Origin of the sequence: Bradyrhizobium campsiandrae, assembly GCF_014529705.1 — a bacterium.
Lineage (GTDB): Bacteria > Pseudomonadota > Alphaproteobacteria > Rhizobiales > Xanthobacteraceae > Bradyrhizobium > Bradyrhizobium campsiandrae.
Map to the genome: position 1 here is coordinate 86,905 of NZ_JAANIH010000004.1, position 18,065 is coordinate 104,969.

General features: G+C 63.3%; 20 protein-coding genes. 12 read left to right on the top strand and 8 right to left on the bottom strand.

The genetic code is table 11. The annotated features are described in order from the left end of the window. Window positions 1-7: 7 nt before the first annotated feature. Complete coding sequence (locus G8O24_RS04310) at window positions 8-973, bottom strand: aliphatic sulfonate ABC transporter substrate-binding protein (RefSeq protein WP_376708120.1); 966 nt, start codon at window positions 971-973, stop codon at window positions 8-10. 199 nt (window positions 974-1,172) lie between these two features. Further along, complete coding sequence (locus G8O24_RS04315) at window positions 1,173-2,030, bottom strand: LysR substrate-binding domain-containing protein (protein WP_188096799.1); 858 nt, start codon at window positions 2,028-2,030, stop codon at window positions 1,173-1,175. 111 nt (window positions 2,031-2,141) lie between these two features. On the opposite strand from G8O24_RS04315, the gene G8O24_RS04320 reads away from it, so the two are divergent. Together G8O24_RS04320 and G8O24_RS04325 are read left to right on the top strand one after the other, a co-directional pair. Further along, window positions 2,142-2,723 (top strand): DUF4865 family protein, encoded by a 582-nt coding sequence (locus G8O24_RS04320; protein ID WP_188096801.1) that lies wholly within the window; start codon window positions 2,142-2,144, stop codon window positions 2,721-2,723. Then, window positions 2,720-3,538 (top strand): acetoacetate decarboxylase family protein, encoded by an 819-nt coding sequence (locus G8O24_RS04325; protein ID WP_188096803.1) that lies wholly within the window; start codon window positions 2,720-2,722, stop codon window positions 3,536-3,538. The genes G8O24_RS04320 and G8O24_RS04325 overlap by 4 nt, the downstream gene beginning before the upstream one ends. Before the next feature lies 1 nt (window position 3,539). On the opposite strand, the gene G8O24_RS04330 is transcribed toward G8O24_RS04325, so the two are convergent. Beyond that, window positions 3,540-5,177 (bottom strand): MFS transporter, encoded by a 1,638-nt coding sequence (locus G8O24_RS04330; RefSeq protein ID WP_202988742.1) that lies wholly within the window; start codon window positions 5,175-5,177, stop codon window positions 3,540-3,542. A 130-nt stretch (window positions 5,178-5,307) separates the two neighbouring features. On the opposite strand from G8O24_RS04330, the gene G8O24_RS04335 reads away from it, so the two are divergent. Beyond that, window positions 5,308-6,162 carry a LysR family transcriptional regulator gene (locus tag G8O24_RS04335; protein WP_188096807.1) on the top strand — a complete coding sequence of 285 codons (855 nt, stop codon included), beginning with the start codon at window positions 5,308-5,310 and terminating at the stop codon, window positions 6,160-6,162. Window positions 6,163-6,173: 11 nt separating this feature from the next. Here the strand turns inward: G8O24_RS04335 and G8O24_RS04340 are convergent, their stop codons facing one another. Further along, window positions 6,174-7,580 carry an LLM class flavin-dependent oxidoreductase gene (locus tag G8O24_RS04340; protein ID WP_188096808.1) on the bottom strand — a complete coding sequence of 469 codons (1,407 nt, stop codon included), beginning with the start codon at window positions 7,578-7,580 and terminating at the stop codon, window positions 6,174-6,176. 252 nt (window positions 7,581-7,832) lie between these two features. Between G8O24_RS04340 and G8O24_RS04345 the strand changes: the two genes are divergently transcribed. Genes G8O24_RS04345 through G8O24_RS04375 form a run of 7 tightly spaced genes read left to right on the top strand, consistent with a single transcriptional unit; the run spans window position 7,833 to window position 13,433 of the window. After that, window positions 7,833-9,152, top strand: coding sequence for an O-acetylhomoserine aminocarboxypropyltransferase/cysteine synthase family protein (locus G8O24_RS04345; RefSeq protein ID WP_188096809.1), 1,320 nt, complete (start codon window positions 7,833-7,835; stop codon window positions 9,150-9,152). Between the two features lie 36 nt (window positions 9,153-9,188). Continuing rightward, window positions 9,189-9,986, top strand: a complete 798-nt coding sequence (locus G8O24_RS04350) for a MetQ/NlpA family ABC transporter substrate-binding protein (RefSeq protein ID WP_188096810.1) — start codon at window positions 9,189-9,191, stop codon at window positions 9,984-9,986. A gap of 26 nt (window positions 9,987-10,012) precedes the next feature. Further along, window positions 10,013-10,264, top strand: a complete 252-nt coding sequence (locus tag G8O24_RS04355) for a hypothetical protein (RefSeq protein ID WP_188096811.1) — start codon at window positions 10,013-10,015, stop codon at window positions 10,262-10,264. A gap of 41 nt (window positions 10,265-10,305) precedes the next feature. Further along, window positions 10,306-11,088, top strand: coding sequence for a MetQ/NlpA family ABC transporter substrate-binding protein (locus G8O24_RS04360; protein ID WP_188096812.1), 783 nt, complete (start codon window positions 10,306-10,308; stop codon window positions 11,086-11,088). A 24-nt stretch (window positions 11,089-11,112) separates the two neighbouring features. Beyond that, window positions 11,113-12,741 carry an FAD-dependent oxidoreductase gene (locus tag G8O24_RS04365; RefSeq protein WP_188096814.1) on the top strand — a complete coding sequence of 543 codons (1,629 nt, stop codon included), beginning with the start codon at window positions 11,113-11,115 and terminating at the stop codon, window positions 12,739-12,741. After that, entirely contained in the window at window positions 12,738-13,058 is a 321-nt protein-coding gene (locus G8O24_RS04370; RefSeq protein ID WP_188096816.1) for a 4Fe-4S dicluster domain-containing protein, read from the top strand. The genes G8O24_RS04365 and G8O24_RS04370 overlap by 4 nt, the downstream gene beginning before the upstream one ends. Before the next feature lie 27 nt (window positions 13,059-13,085). Further along, the gene (locus G8O24_RS04375; RefSeq protein WP_188096818.1) at window positions 13,086-13,433 is read left to right on the top strand and encodes a DUF3088 domain-containing protein; all 348 of its coding nucleotides are present in this window, start codon (window positions 13,086-13,088) and stop codon (window positions 13,431-13,433) included. 26 nt (window positions 13,434-13,459) lie between these two features. On the opposite strand, the gene G8O24_RS04380 is transcribed toward G8O24_RS04375, so the two are convergent. Genes G8O24_RS04380 through G8O24_RS04390 form a run of 3 tightly spaced genes read right to left on the bottom strand, consistent with a single transcriptional unit; the run spans window position 13,460 to window position 16,101 of the window. Then, window positions 13,460-14,284 carry an ABC transporter permease gene (locus G8O24_RS04380; RefSeq protein ID WP_188096821.1) on the bottom strand — a complete coding sequence of 275 codons (825 nt, stop codon included), beginning with the start codon at window positions 14,282-14,284 and terminating at the stop codon, window positions 13,460-13,462. Beyond that, window positions 14,277-15,092: an ABC transporter ATP-binding protein gene (locus tag G8O24_RS04385; RefSeq protein WP_188096822.1), complete on the bottom strand. Its 816-nt coding sequence runs from the start codon at window positions 15,090-15,092 to the stop codon at window positions 14,277-14,279. The genes G8O24_RS04380 and G8O24_RS04385 overlap by 8 nt, the downstream gene beginning before the upstream one ends. A 1-nt stretch (window position 15,093) precedes the next feature. Further along, window positions 15,094-16,101 carry an ABC transporter substrate-binding protein gene (locus G8O24_RS04390; RefSeq protein ID WP_188096824.1) on the bottom strand — a complete coding sequence of 336 codons (1,008 nt, stop codon included), beginning with the start codon at window positions 16,099-16,101 and terminating at the stop codon, window positions 15,094-15,096. Window positions 16,102-16,766: 665 nt separating this feature from the next. Here G8O24_RS04390 and G8O24_RS04395 point away from each other — a divergent pair. Then, window positions 16,767-17,390 carry a helix-turn-helix domain-containing protein gene (locus G8O24_RS04395; RefSeq protein WP_188096826.1) on the top strand — a complete coding sequence of 208 codons (624 nt, stop codon included), beginning with the start codon at window positions 16,767-16,769 and terminating at the stop codon, window positions 17,388-17,390. A gap of 55 nt (window positions 17,391-17,445) precedes the next feature. On the opposite strand, the gene G8O24_RS04400 is transcribed toward G8O24_RS04395, so the two are convergent. Further along, window positions 17,446-17,751 (bottom strand): hypothetical protein, encoded by a 306-nt coding sequence (locus G8O24_RS04400; protein ID WP_202988743.1) that lies wholly within the window; start codon window positions 17,749-17,751, stop codon window positions 17,446-17,448. Window positions 17,752-17,878: 127 nt separating this feature from the next. On the opposite strand from G8O24_RS04400, the gene G8O24_RS04405 reads away from it, so the two are divergent. Continuing rightward, window positions 17,879-18,058 carry a hypothetical protein gene (locus G8O24_RS04405; RefSeq protein ID WP_188096830.1) on the top strand — a complete coding sequence of 60 codons (180 nt, stop codon included), beginning with the start codon at window positions 17,879-17,881 and terminating at the stop codon, window positions 18,056-18,058. The last annotated feature ends 7 nt before the right edge of the window (window positions 18,059-18,065 follow it).

Sequence of the window (18,065 nt, forward strand, 5' to 3'; positions counted from 1 at the left end):
CCAGAGATCAGGACCCCTTTGGGGTCCAGATCTTGATGGCCGTGGTATCGATCTTCACCGGGATCAGCCCCTCGGCATGGAACGCATCGGAAATGCGCTGTTGCTCCGATAGGCCCGGACCGGTGACGGCGCCCACCTGGTAGGAGCGATGGCTGTTCGCTTCCTCGACGGTTGCCGCGTCGATGCCCCAAAGCCCGGCAAGCAGTGTGGCAGCGTCCTTCGGCTGCTGCTTCAGCCATTTCCCGGTCGCGGCGAGCTTGGCGAAGATCACGTTGAGGACCTGATCGTGCCTATCCGCATAGGCGGCCGAAGCGAGGTAGTAGCGCTTGTAGCTTGCAAGGCCGTTGCTGCCGTCCGACAGGATGCTGCCTTTGGTCTGGTGCAAGGCGCTGGTCAGGAACGGATCCCAGGCAACCCAGGCATCGACATTGTTGCTGACAAAAGCCGCGCGGCCGTCGGCCGGCGTTAGATAGGCGGGCGTGATATCCTTGAAGCTGAGCCCGGATTTCGCCAGCGCCGCGAGCAGCAGATAGTGGCTGCCGGCGCCTTTGGTGACGGCAATCTTCTTGCCCTTGAGATCTGCGATGGTCTTGATGGCTGACGATTGCGGAATGACGATCGCCTGCGCGGCGGGCGATGCGGCTTCCTCTGCGACATAGGCGAGCTTGGCGCCGGCCGCCTGGGCGAAAATCGGCACGGTGTCGGCAACGTCGGCGCCGAAATCGATGCTGCCGATATTGATAGCTTCCAGCAATGGTAAGCCGCTGGTGAATTCGTGCCAGGAGACGGTGATGCCGAGCGGCGCCAGCGCCTTCTCGAGCTCTCCGTTCGTCTTCAGGATGGCCGTGAGCGTCGAAGACTTCTGGTAGCCGATGCGGAGCTCTTCGGACATCGCCGGCTGGATGAACGCCATGGCGAAGAGACCGAGCGCAGCCGCGGCGAAGGCCCGCAAGCGCAATGATAAATAATGCATTTCAAAGATCCCGTCTGCCTTGCCGTCTCGACCACTCTTTGGGGAGACCGGCGTCGCAATGTGCCGATGATCGAGGTGGCTTGGCAATTTCGGAATATGACGCGGAGGGAAGCGAATATTCTCTCATGCGCCGCAAATTGAGAATGGAGTTCTGCGCCGCGTGATAGTTCGCGCGCAGGACCCGACGCGCGAACGGCAGCTAGTGTTTGGCCGCAGTCGCCCGGATCGCAGCGGCCAGTGTCCTCAATGATTGCTTGGTCTGCTGGTCGCCGGGACTTGCGTGCAGCACCACGTCCCGCGACGGGAGCGGCGGCAATCCCAGTTGCGCGCCAACATCGATCGTGTCCGCAGGAGCGACGCGTCGCCCGAGCGCCGCGACCGCAAGTCCCGCCGAGATCGCCGCGCCGATGGTGACGACGCCGCCGCCGACGAAAACTTCGGTCCAGGCGATGCCGGCTCTGTTGAGGGCGTCGACAGCCATGCTGCGCACGCTGCAGGGATCGGCCTGTGTGGCGATCCGCAGCGGTTCTCCACCATGATGCTCGAAATCCGCGGACGCCATCCACCCGAAGGTTTCCTTCAGGATGACCTCGCCGCCCCGCCGCCGATTGTCATGGCGCAGCACGATCGCTGCGTCGATCGCACCGCGGTCGAGTTCGTCGAGCACCTGACGCGAGGTCGATACGCGAATCTCGAGCACGAGGCTCGGTTCTGCGCTCTTCATTCGGCGCAGCAGGACAGGTAGCTCCGCACCCACGATGTGGTGGCTGATGCCGACGACGAGACGGCGCCGTTCCAGGCCGAAGCTGCCGAGTGCGTCGTGATGCGCGGCAAGCAGCGTGCGCGCAGGTGTAAGAAAGGCATCGCCGTCCGCGGACAGGCGGACCAGGCGCGGCGTGCGATCCAGCAGCCTTCGCCCAAGTTCATCCTCCAGTCGCTTGATCTTCAGGCTGATCGCCGACTGCGTCGTGTCCATCGCTTCGGCGGCGCGGGTGAAGCTCTTCAGATCGGCCGTCAGCACGAAGGCCTGCACCGCTTCGATGTCCAGCGTTTTCATCCCAATCATTCCGATTTTCAATCACTGAAACATCATTTCATATCGTTTTTAAATGATCAACCGCCGGCTATCATTTCTCTCGGGCTGAATTTCAACGAAGAGACATGCCAGATGACGATCGCTCACTACATTCACCGGCTTCCTGCCGACTACGACATCGGACTCATCCGCAGCCGCGCCAGGGAGCGCGGGGCGCTGTGGAACGACGTTCCCGAACTGCACTTCAAGGGCTTCCTGCTGCGCGAGCGCGGCCGCTATGGTGCGATCGCCAGCAGCTATTCGTCGCTCTATCTCTGGCGAACGGATGAGGCCTTCCGCAATTTCCTGGTGAGCGGTCGCTACAAGGTCGTCACCGACAGCTTCGGTCGGGCCGACATTCAAACCCGCTTCTCGCTCGACGCGCGTCGCGGTCGGGCCAGCGATGCCCGCTTCATCTACAAGCAGGAGCTGAGCATCCCGATCGATACCGATCTGACCGCGGCCTTTGCTGCCGAGATAGCGCGCAATCGCGAGGTGGCGGCGCAGCCGGGAGCTGTGGCCGCGATCCTCGGCCTCGACCCGCAGAGCTGGACGTTCACGCGCATCCTGCTGTCGGAGCGAGAGCCGGCCGGGGAAAGCGATGCGGTCGCCTATGAGGTCCTGCACCTGGCAAGGCCGCTGCTGGACTCGCTGCGGTCGGCCGGCGCGCGATGAGCTATCGCTTCGAACCCGGACGCATCTACCGGATGCCGACCCATTTCGGACCGGCGCCGGGCCCCCGCCAATTGCCTGCCGGCGTTGCCGGGGATCGGGCGAAGAGCCCTCGTCGGCTTTCGGTTGCGGCGAGCTTTCTGACCGATGCTGCGATGTTGCAGCGTCATTTGCCGGAGGGCTTTTCTCTCGCCGGTGACGCCGTTGTCACCGTCGAGTTTCACTACATGACGGAGATCGATTGGCTTGCCGGCCGCGGCTACACCATGATCCATGTCAGTTGGCCCGCGCGCTTTGACGGCGTGCGGGACCATGCTTCAGGGCGATTCCTGGCCGTCGTCTGGGAGAGCCTTGCCGATCCGATCATCACGGGGCGGGACGAGATAGGTCATCCCAAGCTCTATGCCGAGGTCGATCCGCCCCGGCATAGCGAGGGCATGCAGGTCTGCACCGCTGGCTGGATGGGCTATCGTTTCCTCGAACTGTCGGTGGCCGATCTGCGGCCTGCGCCTGTCGCGCAGGTGGCAGCGTCCGATGGAACGTTGATGTTGAAATATGTCCCGCGCACGGGAACCTGGGGTGAGCACGAGCTCTGCCAGGTGACGCTGACGCCGGCAGAAGATCCTGACAACACCGTGGAAGCGCGGCAGCTCGGGCGAGGCGCCGTGCGTTTCCACCGTGCTACGTGGAGTGACCTGCCGACCATGTATCATGTCGTGAATGCACTGGCCGGACTGCCTGTCATCGAACCGCGCGGCGGACGGGTGCAACATTCGCGAGGCGGCAAGCCTTACCTCGATCAGAGGGTGTTGCTGTGAGCTATTGCCCGGCCATCCAATCAGGCGATGAGCGAGGAACACAATCTGGCTCGCCGCCGCTCGGAGCGGGGCGCTTCCGCGTGGCGTAGCTCCCGCCAAAAATCGCGAAGCTCGCGAGCGCGATGATCCAGACAGAAAGTCCGCCATAGAGCATCACCAGCCGGAAGCCGTGGATCAACGCGTCCTGCAGAGCGGCTTCCGCTGCTGGCAGCGAGGTAAGCTCGGCAAAGTCCGCGGCGTGAGCGGCGCCGCTTGCGACCTGCTGCGCGAGATCCTGCAGGCGGCCGGCGTCGAGAGCGCCGGACAAGGCGCCACGCAGCCAGGAGGAAATGCCGGTGATCAGGATGAAGCCCATCAGGGCGATATTGATCGCGAGCGAAATCATGCGGGCGCTCATGTCGATGCCCGATGCCATGCCGGCTCGCGTGCTCGACACCGCACCCGTCGTGACGTTGGTCACCGGCGTGTTGGTGAGGGCAAGGCCGGCGCCCGCAATCAGGCATCCGGGCGCCAGCGTCAGCCAGCTGACATGCTCCACGCCACTGCCGGCCCACATCAGCATGAAGCCGAGGCCGATGACGAACAGGCCGAGCGGAACGGCGATGCCGCCGCCGAACCTGAGCAAGATCCGCTCGCCCAACGGCGGGATCACGAGCGTTGGCAGCGTGTAGGTGAGCAGCGCGAGGCCCGCCGCGACATTGTCGTAACCGAGCGCGCTGCGGAAGAAGATCGGCAGGTAAATCATGAACGGCCAGAAGCTGAAATTCATGCCGGCCGACCCCAGCAGGGCGCCCGAGAAGGCGCGTAACCGGAACACGGAGAAATCGAACATCGGACGGGCGCTATGCAGCTCGACCAGCACGAAGATGACGAAGCTCAGAGCTGCGGTTGTGACGATTGCGAGGCCGGCCGGGCTGCCGAAGCCGAAATCAGGACCTTCCGTGATATAGAACGCGACGCAGAACACCGATAGCGAGAGTGTCGCGATGCCGGCGACGTCGAGATGCCTTGCGTCCGGATCGCGTGATTCCTGTACGCCGGTTCGAGCAAGCGCGATCGTCGCGGTCGCGATCAATGCATGGACCAGGAAGACCCATTGCCAGCCGGAAACCGCGACGATTGCCGCGCCGATCATTGGTCCGAAACCAAGGCCGATGCCGAAGATGATGCCCCATGCGGTGAAAGCGCGTGCGCGCTCAGGGCCCTCTCGGAACTGATGCGAGAGAACCGCGACCTGGCAGATCAGCATCGCACCGCCGCTCATGCCCTGAAGGAAGCGGCTGACGATGAGCACGAGGGCGTCTTGCGCCAGGCCACAGATCAGGGAAGCGAGGCCGAACACGGCGATGCTGACGACGAACACGCGCTTTCGACCATAGCGATCGGCCAGCGTGCCCGTGGCCATCAGCACCGTCGTGACAGCGATGGTGTAGGCATTCATGATCCATTGCAACTGCTGGAAGTTCGCGTGCAGGACCGTCTCCAGCGTCGGCAGGATCGTCGGCACGCTGGAAATCTCCAAACCGAACATGAGCGACGCGAGGCACGCCGCGGCCAGGGCGGTGATGTTTCGTCGTGATGGTGAGACCGTCAAGGCTATGACCTCCAAACGTGACGCTGATTGCCGGACGTACGACATCACTCGCTCCGGGAAGGGATTGCTTTCCCGTACGCCAGGTTCGCGTCAGGCGGGGCGAACATAGGGAGGCCTTGACCACAACAAAATCCGATCAATATAGATTTCAGAGACAACAAAGCCGGATGATGGAATGCTCTCGCTCGATGTCGATGCCGTCAGAGCTTTTGTGATGGTGGCGGACCTCCACAGCTTCACGCGCGCCGCGAAGGCATTAGGGACCACGCAAGGTGCGATCAGCGTCAAGCTGAAGCGGCTCGAGGATCGTATTGGCCACCGATTGCTCGAGCGCACGCCACGATCGGTGCGACTGTCGACGCAAGGAGCGGCCTTCCTGCAAGGGGCGCGGGAGCTGATCGCGGCGCACGAGCGCGCGATCGCCGGGCTCAACGCACCTCCGCGTCACTTCGGACTTGGCATTGCCGCGCATGTCGCGGGCCCGGAGGTGCCGGCCCTGTTGTCACGGCTTCATGCGTACGATCCGAACCTGACCATCGAGGTTCAACTCGACAATTCGCGCAATCTCCTTGATTTGTTCGATCAGGGTCGGCTGGATGCAGCCATCGTCCAGCGTGAGGACGATCGTCGCGATGGCGAAACGCTGGCGCATGAGCGCTTCGGCTGGTTTGCGGCGCAAGGGTTCGAGCACAGGCCGGGCGAACCGTTGCGTCTCGCCGCGCTGGCTCCGACCTGCGGTGTGCGCAACATTGCCACGCAGGCTCTGGATGCGGCCGGCATCAAATGGACAGAGGTGTTTTTGGGCGGCGGCTCCTCGGCGGTTCACGCGGCCGTCATCGCGGGGCTTGCGATTGCGCCGCTGTCCTATCGGATCGCGCCGGCCGGCACCATCGACATCGGCGCGAAACTCGGACTGCCCGTGCTGCCGCCGTCCGAAGTCGTGCTTCATTCATCCCTGACCGACCGCCGGTCTCGCGCCGCGCTAGCAGCGTTGGCGACCGCATTCCGCGAGCATCGCACACCGCTGTGAGCTTCGCCCTGTTATTCGGCTGCGTCGGATTGCAGTGCGCTTGTTGAAGGCAGGCGCCGAAAATTCGCGCCGGGATGTGTGGTGTGCAGCCGCGGGCCGCGTCCGGGGAATAGCTTTTCCCGCAGCGTGCCGTCGCGATAGGCGGTCTTGTAGACGCCGCGCGATTGCAGCTCCGGCACGACGAGATCAACAAAGGCGTTCAGCGATTCCGGTGCGACGAGGCGAAACAGGTTGAAACCATCGACGTCGGTCTCATCAGCCCAGGCGATCAGCTCGTCGGCGACGTCCTGCGGCGAGCCGACCACGAAGGGCGACCGGGCGCCGGCGCGGCTCAGTCTCGCGAGGTCGCCGACATTGACCGGCCGGTCGCTCCGGACCGTGAAATTCTCGATCATCGATTGGATGGCGTTGCTCTCGACATATTCGATCGGCTGGTCTGGCCGATAGGTCGAGAAGTCGATGCCGGTCCAGCCCGACAACAAGGCGAGCTGGCCGGTCTGGTCGACATGCCGTGCATAGTCCTCGAGCAGATCGTGCGCCTCGGCCCGCGTCGGCGCCACGATCACGGTCGCGCCGGCAAACAGGCGGATGTCGTAGGGATCGCGGCCAAAGGTCTTGGCCGCTTCGCGTATCTCGCGGACAGCGCGGGCCAGAATTGGCCTGGTCTGGCCATTGAGAAAAACCGCTTCCGAGTGCCGGGCGGCGAACGCGCGGCCGCGCTTCGAGGTGCCGGCCTGGTACAGGAGCGGGGTTCGCTGCGGCGAAGGCTCGGCGAGATGGATGCCGTCGACCTTGAAGTAGGGGCCTTCATGAAGAACGCGGTGAAGTCTCGAGGGGTCCGTGAAGATGCGGCTGCCGCGGTCGCGGCGAACCGCGTCTTCCTCCCAGCTTCCCTCCCATAGCTTGTAGGCCGCGGTGAGAAAGTCATCGGCCGCGTCATAGCGGTCGTCGTGGGCGCGGCCAGCCGGAAAGCCCATGCCGCGCGCGCCGCTATCGAGATATCCGGTGACGATGTTCCAGCCGATCCTGCCTTTCGTAAGGTGGTCGAGCGTCGAAAACGTGCGGGCCAGTTGATAGGGATGTTCAAAGGTCAAGTTCGAGGTGATGCCAAAGCCGAGATGGCGGGTGACGAGCGCCATGGCGGACACGAGCAGTGTCGGGTCAGCGTTCGGCAGCTGCACGGCATGGCGCGCGGCAGCCTCGGCATTGCCGCCATAGACGTCGTACACGCCGAACACGTCGGCCAGGAAGACGCCGTCGAGCAGTCCCCGCTCTGCGGTCTTGGCGCAGTCGACCCAATAATCAAGCGTATTGTAGTCGATGGACGCATCGCGCGGATGAGACCACAAGCCGGCCCAATTGTGGCTTGGCGCCATCATGTTGAAAGCGTTGAAGCGCAGTTCGCGCGGTCTCGTCATGATCTGGCTCGATCGTCTATTTGCGAAGCACATTCGCTGCGCGTTCCACTGTTAACATTTTGTGCCAGCGAGTTTGTTTCCAATTCGGCAAAGGCGCGGAAACAAACACGTTGCGGGGCGGTGTTGATGCAGCACGCGCATCGCTATTTTCCCGGAGTGCTCGACAGCCGCAGAATCCGACCGCATCATTTCCACCGACAAGCACGGCTTGCCGCGCATGACGCGCGCCCTCGAACCGAAAGGGAATTGCAGATGGCTTTGGAGACCCGGAACTTCGAGACGCTCGCGTTGCACGGCGGATCGTACCGCGCTGATCCCGCCACCGGCGCAGTGGCGGTTCCGATCTACCAGACCACGTCATTCCAGTTCGAAAATGCCGATCATGCCTCGCGCCTGTTCGCGCTCGAGCAACTGGGCCCGATCTACACCCGCATCGGCAATCCGACGCAGGAGGCGTTCGAAACCCGGCTTGCGGCATTGGAAGGCGGGGTGGCCGCGCTTGCAGTCGCGTCGGGTCAAACCGCCTCCGCCTTCGCAATCTTCAACATCGCGCAAGCCGGCGACAACATCGTGTCCTCGACCGACCTCTACGGTGGGACGTATACGCTGCTCTCGCAAACCCTGAAGCAGTTCGGCATCGAGGTGCGGTTCGTCGATCCTGCCGATCCCGAAAACTTCCGCCGCGCGACCGACGCAAAGACGCGGGCCTATTTCGGCGAGACGCTCCCCAACCCCAAGCTGAACGTGTTCCCGATCAAGGAGGTCGCGGATATTGGCCGCTCGCTGGGCGTGCCGCTCATTCTCGACAACACGGCCTCGCCACTGATCGCGCGTCCGTTCGAGCACGGCGCAGCGGTGGTGGTCTATTCCACGACCAAATATATCGGCGGCCACGGCACCGCGATCGGGGGCGCCATCGTTGACGGCGGCAACTTCGACTGGGCTGCGCATGCGGAGCGCTTCCCGCTGCTCAACAAGCCTGACGAGGCCTATCACGGCGCGATCTGGACCGAAGCGGCGAAGCCGCTTGGCCCGATCGCCTACATCCTGCGGGCCCGTGTCAAGCTGCTGCGTGACCTTGGCGCGTCGATTGCGCCGCAAAATGCCTTCCAGTTCATCCAGGGGCTCGAGACCTTGCCGCTGCGCATCCGGCAGCACAACGAGAATGCGGTGAAAGTCGCGAACTTCCTCGCGAAACATCCTTCGGTGTCGAACGTGATCTTCCCGGGCCTCCAGAGCGGAGAGAACAAGCGTCGCGCGGATGCCTATCTGAAGGGCGGTTACGGAGCCCTCGTCGGCTTCGAGCTGAAAGGTGGCGTCGAAGCCGGCCGTCGCTTCATCGACGCACTCAAGCTGTTCTATCACGTTGCCAATATCGGCGACGCCCGGTCGCTCGCCATTCATCCAGCGTCGACGACGCATCAGCAACTGACCGCAGCCGAGCAGCTCGCCGCAGGCGTCACGCCCGGCTATGTCCGCCTCTCGGTCGGGATCGAGCATCCCGATGACATCCTGGCAGATCTTGGGCAGGCGCTGGCGCAGGCCGACGCCGGTGCGCGCAAGGCCGCATGATGCGCCTCATCCGAATTCCAACGGGAACGTGAGACAATGGGAATCCTTCGTCGTACCGTCCAGGCCGCCGGTCTCTGGCTCGCATTCACGGCTGTCGCCTTCGCCGGCGAACCGCTGAAGATCGCGACCAGCGCCGGCCCCGTTGGCCAATTGGCGTCCTTTGCCGCCAAGCTGGCCAAGGAGAAGGGGCAGGACGTCAAGATCGTCGAGCTGTCGGACTGGGTGGCGTTGAACGAGGTCGTGAACAGCGGCGAGGTCGACGCCAATCTGTTTCAGCATGCGACCTATCTGGCGCTTCAGAACAAGCAGCGCGGCCTCAATCTGGTGCAGGCCGACAAGGTCGGCGTGATCGCGCCGGTCGGGCTGTTTTCGAAGAAGATCAAGACGCTCGACGAGATCAAGTCCGGCGACAGCGTCGCCATTCCGAACGAGCCGCTCAACGGTGCCCGTGGTCTGATCCTGCTGGAGCGGGCGGGCTTGATCAAGCTGACGCCCGGCAAGGGCTTTTCCGTCAGTAAGTTCGACATCATCGACAATCCCAAGAACCTGAAGATCGTCGAGCTCGATCCGGCGCAGACTTACCGTTCGCTCGACGACGTGACGCTGGCACTCGTCAACATCACCTATTTGATTCCGGCCGGCGGCGATCCCAAGTCTGCGCTGATCATCGACCGTACCGTTGATGATGGGCTCGTACTGCGCTTCACGGCGCGGCCCGACAAGAAGGACGATCCGCGCCTGAAGGCCTTCATCCAGGTGTTCAACTCGCCGGAGGTGAAGCAATTCATCGAAGAGAAAATCCCGGCGTTCATTCCCGCGGGGTTCAACAGCTAGGAGATCGTCCTCTCGGGAAGCCGCGCATGATCTATGTCGTCGACGTGAATCACATGAGCTTTGCCTTTGTGGCCGGGAGTGAGGGGCACGCATCGGAGATTGCAGGCTCGCCGGGGTTTGTGCAGGCGCTGGACCGGTTTTTCCTGAATCGGCAAGGTGCCAGGGATTGGAACCGGCGTCCGCGAGCGGCGACGGTTCAGGAACTCGCTCTCTTCAACGATATGTCCTCCGAATTCGCGGAGACCACGGCGGACGTCCTGGTGGCCCGGGTCGGCTAGGCACCGAAACAGATGATCGCTCGATAAGGAGATAGTAGACCATGAGACGCCGTTTGTTCCTCGTGATGGCCGCCTTTGCGCTATTCGCCGCCCCGGCGGCCGCGGATCAGAAGATCAAGGTCGGGATATCGGGCGGCGACGCCGAAATCGTCTGGGCGAAGGTGAAGGAGATCGCCGCCAAGGACGGACTCGATGTCCAGGTGATTGTCTTCAACGACTACCTGCTGCCGAACGCCGCGCTGGACGTCGGCGATCTCGATGCCAATGCCTTCCAGCACAGACCATTCCTGGACAATCAGATCAAGACCCGGGGCTACAAGATCGTCGCCGTCGGCGAGACGATCGTCGCCCCCATCGGGCTCTATTCCAGGAAGGCGAAGTCGGTTGCTGAGATCAAGGAGGGCGCCTCGATCGGCATTCCCAACGATCCGTCGAACGGCGGCCGCGCCCTGCGGCTGCTTCAGGCGGAGAAGCTGATCGAGCTCAAGGACGGGGTAGGGATCCTACCAACCGCGCTTGATGTCACTGGAAATCCCAGAAAGCTCAAAATCCGCGAGATTGACGCCGCCCAGCTGCCACGCAGCCTGGACGACGTCGATGCCGCCGTCATCAACACCAACTACGCCGTTCCGGCCGGTCTTATTCCCGGCAAGGATTCCATCGCAATCGAATCCCCGGTCAACAACCCCTACAACAACTTCATCGCCGTTCGCGAGAAGGACAAGGACGCCCCCTGGGTCGCGAAGCTGGTGCGCGCTTATCAGAACGACACGATCCGCCAGATCATCAAGGACAAATTGCCCGGGCAGATCCCGGCGTTCTGAACAGAGTCAGTCCGGAGACGAGCGATGACAAACTCACCTGGTCGTGCCGAGAAGCTGTCGAGTTCGGCAGGATCGGTTGTGTACGACGCCGACGTGCTGGTGCTTGGTGGCGGTCCCGCGGGCACATGGGCCGCGATCAGCGCCGCCGAGCAGGGTGCCCGCGTCGTGCTGGCGGACAAGGGGTTTTGCGGCACTTCAGGCGCGACCGCTGCGGCCGGCACCGGCGTCTGGTATGTCGACCCTGTTCCGGAGCGCCGCGAGGCCGCGATGGCCAGCCGTGAGAAGCTGGGCGGTTATCTCCAGGACCGTCGCTGGATGGCGCGGGTGCTGGACCGGACTTATGCGCAGAGCAATCAGCTCGCTGATTGGGGCTATCCTTATCCCGACGACGACGACGGCAGGCCGCAGCGCAATTCGCTCCAGGGCCCGGAATATATGCGACTGATGCGCAAGCGGACCAAGCAGGCCGGCGTGACCATCCTCGATCATTCGCCTGCGCTGGAGCTGCTGGTCGATGGCAATGGCGTGGTGGCGGGAGCTGCGGGCTTACGTCGCCAGAAGGGGGACCGTTGGGTGGTGAACGCCAAGGCCGTGGTGATCGCTACGGGCGGATGCGCGTTCCTCAGCAAGACACTCGGTTCGAACGTGCTGACCGGCGACGGCTATCTCCTCGCCGCGGAAGCGGGGGCGGAATTCACCAGCATGGAGTTCTCCAACGCTTACGCGATCTCGCCGGCTTTCGGATCGGTGACCAAGACCCTATTTTATAGCTGGGCGAGTTTCACCGATGAGCAGGGGAGCGTCATCCCCGGCGCGTCCTCGAAAGGCGGACGCTCCGTGATTGCGCGGGCGCTCCGGAAGGGCCCTGTGTACGCGCAGCTCGACCAGGCCGATGCCGCGACCCAGCGGCACATGCGCGCGTCGCAGCCGAACTTCTTTCTCCCGTTCGACCGCACCGGCATCGATCCCTTCACGCAACGTTTTCCGATCACACTGCGCCTCGAAGGGACCGTCCGCGGAACGGGCGGTCTGCGCATCATCGACGACAGTTGCGCGACCACGGTGCCGGGTCTCTACGCGGCAGGTGATGCCGCGACGCGCGAATTGATCTGCGGCGGCTTCACCGGCGGCGGCAGCCACAACGCCGCCTGGGCGATGTCTTCAGGCTATTGGGCCGGCCACGGTGCCGCCGAGTTCGCGCGACAACTGGGCACAACCATCGGGCGCCAAGCTTTCCGGCGCGGCGCTGTTGGCCTGCGCTCCGGCAATGGCCGGCCGTTGCAGGGCGGCGCCCTCGCGCGGAGCGTTCAGGACGAAGTGTTCCCCTACGAGCTGAACTACTTCCGCGAAGCCGGGCGACTGGGCGAGTCGCTCGCTCGGCTGGATGCATTGTGGCTCGATGCATCGACTGCCGATGCGCCGAGCGAGCAGGAGCTGCTGCGCGGGCGCGAGGCCGCGGCCATGCTTGCGACCGCGCGCTGGATGTATCGCAGCGCGCTGGCGCGTCAGGAAAGCCGGGGAATGCATCGTCGCGACGATTACCCCGGGCAGGACGACCGCTACCTCCATTTCGTGACGACTGGCGGGCTCGATGAGGTCTGGACGTCGGCGCGCCCGTTGGCGTCTGCGCAATATGCGGAGGCCGCGGAATGATCGAGGTCATCGATACCGAACATTGCACGGCCTGCGACATCTGCGTCAGCGTGTGTCCGACCAATGTCTTCGACAAGACCGACGGGATTCCCAGGATCGCGCGTCAGAGCGATTGCCAGACCTGCTTCCTGTGCGAGCTCTATTGTCCCGAGGATGCGCTGTTCGTCTCGCCGTTCGCCGACGCGCCGCAAACGGTCGACGTAGCGGCCTTGAAGGAGGCGACCCTGCTGGGCAGTTATCGGCGCGCCGTCGGCTGGGTCGAGGAGAGCCGCCACCTGCGTGCGGCCGACCGGAGCTATCGGCTGTTCGGCCATTGAAAATCATGTCGTCTCTGGAGGCCGGCCATGAGCGGAGATCGCCTCTTTCTATTGAAGCCGGGATTTGAAGATCCCGAGCAGCCGGGCCGCTTCTTCGTCTGCCCGCACTGCAATGCAATCGAGGGATTGCTGGCGTCGTTCCCTGGGTTGGCAACGCAGATCGAAGTGCACCGCCTACCATTCGCGCGGCCGCGAACCGCGCTGGTCGACATCCTGGGCGAGCAACATCAATCGCTTCCGGTTCTGGTCTTTGATGAAAGCCGGCCGGTGCCTGAGGACGCAGGGGTCGCCAACGGTCGGCGCTTCATCGATTCCTCGGAGCGAATACTCCGCTATCTGGCCGATCGCTACGCCTTCCCGTATGTTCACCGTTAGGGCCGATCGGGATCGCCGGCATTCTCCTAGGGTTGCACCTGTCCCCAGCGCTGGACTGTGATCCGCGTCAGGCTCCGGAAGATCACGCCCTCCACAAGAAGACCAATCAGGATCACCGTGAGCAGTCCCGCAAAGACGCTCGCCGTCTCCAGCTGTGCGCGGCTGGTGTAGATGAACCAGCCGATCCCGCCGGAGCGCGCGCTGACGCCGAACACAAGCTCGGCCGCAATCAGCGTGCGCCAGGCGAACGCCCACCCGATCCGCAAGCCCGACAGGATCTGCGGGAAGGCCGCGGGCACCAGGATCTCCGCGACGAACCGGCCGCCCGAGAGACCTAAGTTGCGGCCTGCCATTTGTAGCGTCGGCGGCACCGCGAGGAAGCCGCCATAGCAGGCGAGCGCCACCGGCCACAGAACGGAGTGCACGATGACGAAGATGAGGCTCGGCGTTCCCACACCGAACCACAGCAATGCAATGGGCAACAACGCGATGGCCGGAAGCGGGTTGAACATCGACGTCAACAGGCCAAGAGCCTCATTGCCCCAGCGCGACAGAGCGGCGAGGGTGGTCAGCACCGCCGCGACGGCAACCCCCAGGGCATAGCCGGTGATGAGAACCCGCAACGAGGTCAACGCGCGGCTCGGCAGTTCGCCCGACAAGATGGCCGACCATAGCGCCGACAGCGTCGCCCCCAGGGTCGGCAGCAAAAGCGCGTTGTCGAGCCAGCGCGCATAGAGCTCCCAGGCGAGCGCAAAGCCGGCGAGGATGACGAAGCGTCGCCAGGGGGTGCCTTCGAGGGCGCGCCGCAACGTTGGCGCCCGAACGAATTTTGGGGTTGCGATCTCAGACATGGCCGATTTCCGGAGTGGAGAACACGGTCGTCTGAATTCGCCGCTCCAGCTCGCCGAAACCTGAGCTGCCGCGGGCGCGAGTCTCCGGCGGGACATCGAAGGTGGCGGCCAACCGTCCCGGGTGCGGCGTCAGGGCCAGGATACGCGTTCCGACACGGATCGCCTCGTCGATACCATGGGTCACGAACAGGGCGGTGCTTCCGGTCTCCTCGCACAGCTTGAGCAGTTCGTCCTGCATCTGCCGCCGCGTCAGCGCGTCGAGCGCCGCGAAAGGTTCATCCATCAGCAGAAGTGCCGGCTCCAGCGCAAAGGCCCGCGCGATCGCGACGCGCTGTTTCATGCCGCCGGACAAGGTGTGAGGGAAAGCGTCGACGAAATTCTTCAATCCGACACGCTCGAGCCAGCGCCGTGCAATCGCCTCTGCCTCTCGCCGCGGCAGCGACTTTCCCCGCTCCAGGGCATAGCGTACATTGCCGAGCACGGTACGCCACGGCAGCAACTGATCGAACTCCTGAAACACGGTCATGCGGTCCGGCCCCGGGGCTGCGATCCGCCGGCCGTCCATGCGGATTTCACCGGCGGTTGGCTTGAGGAAACCGCCGACGGCCCGCAGCAGCGTGGACTTGCCGCAGCCTGACGGGCCGAGCAGGACCAGCCGTTCGCCAGCCGCGATCTTGAAGCTGACATCTTCGACCGCGGTAAGGTTGCCGTCCGGCGTCGGATAGCTGATGCTGACGTGATCGAGCTCTAGCAAGGTCGGCACCGCCGCGTCGCCAACGACGCCTGTCAGTCGCGGAGCGACGTTCATGTCAGCTTCCCGGCTTCTCTCCAAGCCCGGACCAGAACAGGTCCCGCCACGACGCCGGCGCCTGCTTGATCAGGCCGACCTTGGCCTCGAAATCCGCGAGTTTTTGGGCTCCCTCGGGCGCGGTGGTGAAGTTGACGTCCTTGTCGCGAATGATGCTCTCGACGAAATCAGGCGTAAGCTTCGAGCCCTCTGCCTTGATGTAGAGCGCGGCGGCGTCCTTCGGGTTGGCCTTGATCCATTCGTTGGCCCGGTCGAGACCGCGGACGAAAGCCAAGATCGTCTTCGGGTTGTCGTTGACGAACTTCGCGGTCGAATAGACCACGTTGAAGGTGTGGGGCCCGCCGAGCACGTCGTAGCTGTTGAGGACCTGATGCACCTTGCCGCTCGCCAGCTGTTGCTGCGAGAACGGCGGGGAGGTGAAGTGGGCCGTAATCTCCGAATGGCCCGACAGGATCTGGGCCGTCGCGTCCGGGTGCGGCATGCTGACGGTGAGCTCGTCGAGCTTGTCGTATTTACCGAACGCCTTGTCCGCCGCCATCTGGAGGACGATCGGCTGGAAGCCGACCTTGACCGATGGGAGTGCGATCCGGTCCTTCTCGGTGAAATCCGCAATCGTCTTGATGTTGGGATTGTTGGTGGTCAGGATGTTGGCCATCGAGCCAAGCGCTGCGATGCCGATGATCTTGGCCGTGGTTCGCGTCTTGTCCCAGGTCAGGATCATCGGCGTGATGCCGGCCGTTGCGAAATCGAGGCCGCCTGAGATCAGCGCCTCGTTCATGGCCGCCGCGCCGGACAGCCGCAACCATTCGATCTTTGGCGGTGCAATGCCGAGCGCCTTGGCTTCTTCTTCGATCAGCCCCTTTTCGCTGGCGACGATGAGCGGAAGATAGGCAATGCCGAATTGTTGGGCGATACGAAGCTGGCCTGTCTCGGCGCGAACCGCGTTGGCACCGGTTGCTGCAATGACGACGGCGAGCGCCGCAGCATAGACGGATTTCGATGCAAACATTCTTGTCTCTCAAGGTCAATCTTGGTCGGCCGCGGATGAGCTTTCCCGGCCATTTGAGGCCACATGTCAGGAAATCGGGCGGCCGGTCCAGCGAACTGATGTCACGGTGTGATCTTCGAAAGAAACACGCTGATGGGAGCGCGCTCGCCAGAGGTCTTGTTCTCCAAATCCATTCCCGCGAAGAAACGCGTTCTCAATGCGGCGAGGCTTGAGCCGACCAGTTTCAGCAGGTGTCAAACTTGCGCGTTCAGCGCCGAGACGGACAGTCAATCACCACGATCGCCGTAGGCATGAGCCATAGGAGCCATCCGCTAACGAGCGAGCAAATTCGAGAAGCCTTTGCTACTTGGCCGAGCTTTACAGCGCCCGCGTTGTTTTGTTCGGCGACAGCTTGCCGGATGATCTGGTGGAACTAGGATATCTCGTATTGGCATCGGACGCGGATCAAACAAGGTGACAGAGCCTACGAGTTCAGCGCGGATTATCGACCTCGCAGCCTATCGATCGGAACGCAGCAGAGGGCAGGCCACGGCTTCGGCTCGGCCGTCGCCGGGCGGCGGCCCCTTTGCGACAGGTGCTCCCATGCCGCTCTGTTGGTTCTGGCCCACCTGGGTGTGGGTGCCGATGCCCGTACCGGCCATGTCGGGCGTGCGGTGGGATGCTTCATGAGCGGCGGCCACGTCGCCTCGTCGCCGGACACGAACGTATCATCCCAAGACGATCTCGATCTGCCGGTCGTCCTCGGCCGAAATTTGCGACGCCTGCGGACCAGTCAGGGCCATTCGCTTGAGCGGCTTGCCAAGCAATCCGGGGTGAGCCGGGCCATGCTGGGCCAGATCGAGACCGGAAAAAGCGTTCCGACGATCGCGTTGCTCTGGAAGGTCGCGAGCGCGCTTCACGTGCCTTTCGCGAATCTGCTGCAGACCGAGGCGCCGCGCGGCCCGAAAGTTCTCCGCCGCAGCGATGCCAAACTGCTGACGTCCAGCCAGGGACAGTTTACGTCGCGCGCGCTGTTTCCCTTCGACGGCAATCATCCGGTCGAATTCTACGAGTTGAGGATCGGTCCGCTTCACCGCGAAGCGGCGGAACCACATGCGCCCGGCACGCGCGAGAATCTGTTTGTGGCCAAGGGCGTGGTCGAGATCACGGCCGGTCCCGACAAGCCGCAGACGCTGACGGAAGGCGATGCCATCCTGTTCGACGCCGACGTGCCGCACGTCTACAAGAATCTGGTCGCCGTCGAGGCGGTCCTCTACCTCGTCATGACCTACGCCGAGACCGCCGGCTGAAAGCAGAAGGGCCGGCGCGAGGCCAGCCCTTCGTCGATCGTTCCTGCGAACGCGATCAGGCGGCCTTCATCGGCATGCACATCATCATCATGCCGCCACAGCACATCATCATGGGCATGCCCATCTGCATCATGTTCATCATGCTCTCGCAGCACTTCATGAACATGTCCTTCATGGCGGGGTCCATCGGCATCATCTCGCAGGTCATGCCGGCAGCCGTCATGGTGCACTTGACCTGGCAGGGCATCATCATCGGCATGCCCATCATGTTCATCATCGGCATCATTCCGCCGGTCATGGCGGGGTTCATCATGCCGCCCATCATCATCGGCATCGGCATCATCTGCATCGCGGTGTTCATCGTCATTCTCCAAGGGTCAGAAGCAGGAAGCATTCGTTTGCGCTGCATTTGGAGATAAAGTCAGCTGCGGGAGATGTGAATTGAGAAATGATTTCGCTGTTCGCTTTCATCCAACAAAATGGAAGGGATGAGCGACCTTCGCGTTGGCCAGCGTCATATGACGGATGAGAATCCGTTATATTGGACGATCATCGGCATCGTCTGCCCGCAGATCTACGGAAATCTCCTTGTCGCCCGCTGTCGCCTGCGGGGAAGTCTGTTCTACGCCGAAACGCCCATCATGCCGTCCTCGGAAACGACGGCATGAGTTGTTT